Raw genomic sequence first — 5,450 nt, forward strand, 5'->3', positions numbered from 1 at the left:
CAACAACCCTTGCAAGTTCAGGATCGCCTCCTGACTCCAATTCCTCGATGTCTTCGAAGATCTCAATCAGATACATCCCAAAATCGAGCGGCAGCTCTGGATTAAGGCGATCGTAATACTTCGTCAACCGGGCTTCTTCGCGATTAAGTTCTTCGAGTGGACTTGTAAGCCAAGTGAAGCTGCTGGCACTGGACTTAAAATTGTTCACGATTTGCTGTAAGCAGGCTTGGATCGCGGGGCTGAGTATGTCTTGGGAGGCAGGCAATCTCGACTCGCCAATGATCAGGTCGGAGTCCGGACTCGAGCTGCCCGGGGCTTCGCCTGTTTTAATTTGCTTCGTCTTTGAAGAGCACGTTTCTTCATCATCATTAAAAAATTCCACGAATATCCTTTCGCGCGGTCAGAAGGCGACGGCACTTTTTGTTTTTTACGGGAAAACGCGATTATGAGGTGGATCTTAAATCTTGGCTTGTCATGTGGGGGTGGAGCGAGGCATAACCAGATCTACCACGATTCTGACTGTCTCTTCCAAAGCTGAGGGCTTACAAGGCCCAACGCTTTGACCCTTCGGGGTCCTCCATAAGTCTGACGTATACTTTCATACTTCACTCCTCACAATTGGAGTGCACTCTCAAGATCTACCATAAAATAGTAATACAGGGAACGCCACTGTCAAAGCTCAGAATGAGTCTCATATCGAACGACCGTTCATCTCCTGAACATAAAAATTCGTCCTCGGGACTTGCGCAAAAGAAACTCCCACTGTCTCGATCACTGCCTAACTTTCAAAGTAGTATGGATTAACCTTCAAAGTCAGAGCACCACTAAAGGCATGCTGTTCGCGGAAACCTGCCATTGCCCGAACGGAAAGTTTGTTTGCGTCTTATCTTGCGATGACAATGGATATTTCAAACACATGCTGTTAAGAGGCGATATTCAATCAATCACATTCCGATTCACGATGGAAAAGGAATACGATCAAGCGAATTGCCCTTGCTTTTACGCCCTTGAGATTGCCTGAATTTCCATATCGGTTTATACCAGCAGAGAATTCAAGATTTTGTTCGTATTCGTAGTCAGCGACGCAGCCGGTAGAGATTTTGGGTGTCTTTTTCAGTTCTATCGTCACCGATCCACCAGCTTTCGCCTGTCACGCGCAGCGCTTCCGGATTTTTAATCTCAGCCGGCAGGCTGAGCCTTTCCAGGACCTGAACGCCTTCGCCTGGATCAAGGCGGGGAATGATGCTGATCGCACGACAGCTTTGGCTTAGGACGAGCAGTCTTCGCGAAGTATCGGCAGCAAGGTCACTGATATCGCATTTGCTGTGCCCCGCCAGGAACCAGGTCGCCAATGCCTTATAGTCGGCGTGCATGCCCTCGCCAGCCGGCAGGGCAAAGGGTTCATCCACTGGCAGCAATGTCTCTGCATTGACACCCAGCGCAATGTGATCAGCTGGACCGTACTCGACCAGAGCCATAGGGTGCTGCTCCTTGGCGATCAAAAAATGACCTTTTTTCAGCAACAGAAGTCCCTCGCCAAGTGCATTGTTTCGCAGCTTCTGACTACCCCGTGATATTTGATCCGGGAAACTGTTGGCAAAATCAAAATGTAGAGCCTTTTCCACGCGTCTAAGATCGGGGGCAAGCACGATAACACTCTGGCTGTGCTCTTGCAGGACGAAGACGCGCCCGCTGGCATCGATGCTCAGTGCCTCCCAGTTGCTCGTGAGCTTTTTGATCTGCTGTTTGCAGTCGTCATAGTTCTCGTATCGGCAGAGTGAAAACTGTTGCAACAGAGGCTCCCGAAAGGAAACAGGAGTCATTGTGCCGTCGCTGGGCTTGAAGCGCAGGAGCTCAGCCTGTCGGTCACTGACGAGCATATACTCAGGTGGATTGGAACCCGGCAGCTGGGCCAGACCTGAGACCTCCGTCAGTGGAAGTGCAAAACGCTCTTCAATTTCGAGATCCTGTTCCGACAAAGCAAAGCCATTGTTGTTATGATAAAAAAAGGAAAAGCCGAACAGACCAAAGAGCATCGCCACTAGCTGGCGCAGCAGACGACGGCGGTATTTTTTTCTATCCCAATGCATCATAATGAATCTTCTCTACGCCTGCTGTTAAACACCAAGGCGCTCGTTAGGGTAAAAGATGTGGAAGCTGGCTCCTTGATCCAATAAAGCCAGAGCCTCGGCAACGCGACTGTGGTTCTCCTGAGTGATCTTCGGCGTGTTGAAGACGTAGGAGGTGATCCCGTCGTAGGTGCGGGAGCTGATAAAGTCGGCTTGAACATTAAGGTTGTTAAAGGTCTGCCACAGATCATTGATGGAATTACTATTCTTGGTATTGAAGGTAATCACAGCCAGGCGGTACTTTCCTCGTCCGCTGGTGCCCCACATATTGCGGACTAGAGTAAACCCGAAGAGCAGCAGCATCAGAGTTGCGCCAATGATAAAGTTCATGGTGGCACAGGAAATGGCGACAGACAGAGCAATCACGATAAAGGTAATATCTTCAGGCCGTTTGACAGGCGTCCGAAAGCGAACGAAAGATAGCGAACCTAGCAATCCAAGCGAGAGAATGACAGAGGACTGGATAATCCAGAAAGTCGCTGTCAGTGCAGGTATCAGCAGTACCAGGCTCCTTGCCAAACTGCCGTCCTGGGGCTCATTGTCCCGAAAATAGAACTTATAAAGCTGCATAGTCAAGACGCCAAAGGCCATCGATATCGCCATGCAGAGAATGAAGTTTTGCACGTCCCCCATCGACCCTGCCTCGGCGGCTTCACCCAAATTGTCCAAAAAATTCTGCAACATTTTCCACTCCGAATGGTAACTCAACTCAAGTTCAGCAAGATCAAGAAAACCTAAACTATTGCAATCTGTCCTGTTGTCAGGACATTGATACCCATAAAAAACTTGGAATAGGAGACCTGCGGTAACTGAACCAGACCAAGCAGGGGTAGGTAGGGTCTCGGATCCGCAGTTTTGATCTCCAGCACGTGATGTGGCAACATCATATAATTGCAGCGCACATCAATACCGTTGGAAAACCCCATGATTTCAACCCGTGTGTCCAGCGTCAGCCTGTAGTCATTCAGCCGATAGCGACGCCGATGATATCGAACACGCACGACCGGCATGAGCATTCCATAATGCCCAGCCAAGGATATCATGTCCGGGAATGTCGATGACGACGCCGCAACTGGCTCGAGTTCGTGGACATAAGGAGCGAATTTACCGGTGAGATTGATAGGCTTGATCTTATCCTTCATCTTTCGCACCGTTGCGAGGTGTTTGTCTTTCACCTGCAGTTGATGAAAGCTGCCATCACCATAACCGCGAATTCTAAACTTCCGCTTTCGGGCCTCACCATTCAAACATTGCCCGTAAAAGTGCAGATCCGGGGTGTCAAAATAAATCGAATCGACGATACCACTGGGAAAAGGATCGCTGCCCTTGTGCAAAGACTCAAGGACGTCGATGACATAATCGAGTTTGTCGTCCAGGACGAGAAACTTATATTCATTATATGGGAAACTCACAACATCCAAAGGCGACTCCATAAATACAGCTGAAACACGTTAAGCAAACTCTATTCCAGTGCCTGGATCCGAGTTATGATCTGTTAAACCGCTGGGTTAACTGGGCAGCGGGGAAGGTGGATTGATACTGGCCGTGTCGATTGTCGAGATTTAGACAAAAGCTGGCGGAATCACCGATCCTGCTCTACTTTCAAGTCAGCCAGAATTTTGTTCAACCAATCGCCAAAAATTAACTGCAGCTCCTCAACTTCATGATCAAGGCTTTTCCCAGCAAGGAAGGGATCTGAGTCATAGGCTTCGCGTATCAAGCTCTTTTGCTCCTCCAAAAAAGTCGACATGGCTCCGGCGGGGAATGATACCGTGAGAAGTTCGTGCATGATGTCGAGGTACTGTTTGCGTTGGGCGGGATTGCGAAAGATTTTTTCGCTCAAGGCATTGCGGCCATAGACTGTCTTTCCCGCGGTAAATTGCATGGTGTCCGGTTTATATATCTGGTCCACGTCCCAGGCCACGAACCGGAAGCGTCGGCTCGCTTCTTCTTGATAAAGATAATAATTATTATAAAAGCCATCCCAATGATTAAGGACAACTGCGCCTGCAAGGTAGCGTAAATAATTGTCAATATCAAGAGCCGCCTCCAGGTCTTTAGCATTCGCGGTGCTGTCAGGCTCATGAACCAGGGTGATCAAATGCTTGAGATCCGCAAACTCCTTATTGCCGATTTCTATTTTGTAGCCGACCTCAAGATCATTGTAAGAACTTCCTTCAAAACCAGCGAACCCCAGCCGACCGAAACGTGCCTTATAGAGCGACGCAGCTTTTTGGCCATGATCCTCGAGGAAACTTCCTGTGATTTTGTCGACCTGAAAATAAAGGCCTTGATAATGACCATTCAGGTAAAGTGCCACAGGCTCAATCCCTGGTGTTAAAATGCCAAGGGACTTAAAAACTTGATAACCGAGCAGTGAGCGCAGAGCCGAGGTATCAAACGCCTGAGCGCTGAGTCGAACCTTGCCATGTCCCTGAATCAGGAAGTCGCCTTTGAGATGCAGTTCGTAGCTGCGCTTGGGATGCAGAACCGTCGAGTTGCCTGTGTGGAAGATAGACCCCAATTTGTACTCACCATTGTAATGGACTTCAACCGGAACCGGGGTGTCCTCAAATGTACTGCTGTAGAGCTCGCTAAGATCCTCAGCGCTGATCCAAAGATCATAGGTATTAAGTCCAAAGCCAGGAGGGGCCTTGATCGATTTCTCACACGCAAAGGCCCACCAAATTGATATGGTAAAAGTGAGCAACCGGTTCATCATATCTCCTGCCTCAATTCAATCTGAGCCTGGCTTCTTTCATAGCTCCAGTCACGTCGCACAAGAGGATTCTGCATCCCGGTCAATTCCAGGTTGAAAGCAATGCGGGTTTTCTTGAAATAATAGTTGATGCCGGAAACAAGCTGGGCACTGCGATCCAAGGGATTCCTGGTATCATTCTGCAGTAGGCTGGTGGAGGCGAGAAGTTGCCAGCCCGATCGACGCGACTCATCGAAATCAAACGTGTAACCGGTCTTCATCCCCGAAAAATAAACCGCGCGGCCATTGGCATAAAGATGGGCCATCTCTGTTTTATACGGATCAACGCCATTCACCCATTCAGCTTCGAAGGCATGCGAACCACTCTCGGCCCAGGTTGAAAGCATCAGAGCCCCTATCCACTGCTCCCGATCATAAATTTGCTTATTGCGCTGCACCAAGAGTCCGGCATTGAAGAAAGGAAGTCCTTCACCAGGGTCAGCAGATTTTTGCATACGGATATTATAATTGTTGGAAGTTGGCAGGCCGAGCGCCACCTCGAAATTCGGAGCCGGTGCGCCTTTCTGCTCGCTTTGACTGAAGAGGCGAATCTGGGTTTCGCG

General features: G+C 49.2%; 6 protein-coding genes. All 6 read right to left on the reverse strand.

Annotation, left to right across the window (positions count from 1 at the left end):
- On the reverse strand, window positions 1–208 hold a 208-nt coding region (locus VE954_RS14205), incomplete at its 3' end, for a hypothetical protein (protein ID WP_324953814.1).
- 868 nt (window positions 209–1,076) lie between these two features.
- Entirely contained in the window at window positions 1,077–2,093 is a 1,017-nt protein-coding gene (locus VE954_RS14210) for a hypothetical protein (RefSeq protein ID WP_324953816.1), read from the reverse strand.
- A gap of 24 nt (window positions 2,094–2,117) precedes the next feature.
- The gene (locus tag VE954_RS14215) at window positions 2,118–2,813 is read right to left on the reverse strand and encodes a DUF4956 domain-containing protein (protein WP_324953818.1); all 696 of its coding nucleotides are present in this window, start codon (window positions 2,811–2,813) and stop codon (window positions 2,118–2,120) included.
- A 50-nt stretch (window positions 2,814–2,863) separates the two neighbouring features.
- Window positions 2,864–3,541: a VTC domain-containing protein gene (locus tag VE954_RS14220; RefSeq protein WP_324953824.1), complete on the reverse strand. Its 678-nt coding sequence runs from the start codon at window positions 3,539–3,541 to the stop codon at window positions 2,864–2,866.
- A 170-nt stretch (window positions 3,542–3,711) separates the two neighbouring features.
- Window positions 3,712–4,851 carry a CotH kinase family protein gene (locus VE954_RS14225; protein ID WP_324953820.1) on the reverse strand — a complete coding sequence of 380 codons (1,140 nt, stop codon included), beginning with the start codon at window positions 4,849–4,851 and terminating at the stop codon, window positions 3,712–3,714.
- A partial coding sequence (locus VE954_RS14230) for a hypothetical protein (protein ID WP_324953822.1) occupies window positions 4,848–5,450 on the reverse strand: 603 nt, incomplete at its 5' end. The genes VE954_RS14230 and VE954_RS14225, both read right to left, overlap by 4 nt.

The sequence above is a fragment of the Oligoflexus sp. genome (genome assembly GCF_035638955.1).
Classification (GTDB): Bacteria; Bdellovibrionota_B; Oligoflexia; order Oligoflexales; family Oligoflexaceae; genus Oligoflexus.

What these genes read in the sequence shown, in the direction of transcription:
- VE954_RS14210 (WP_324953816.1), bottom strand. Translation starts at nt 2,093, where the DNA reads ATGATGCATTGGGATAGAAAAAAATACCGCCGTCGTCTGCTGCGCCAG.
- VE954_RS14215 (WP_324953818.1), bottom strand. Translation starts at nt 2,813, where the DNA reads ATGTTGCAGAATTTTTTGGACAATTTGGGTGAAGCCGCCGAGGCAGGG.
- VE954_RS14225 (WP_324953820.1), bottom strand. Translation starts at nt 4,851, where the DNA reads ATGATGAACCGGTTGCTCACTTTTACCATATCAATTTGGTGGGCCTTT.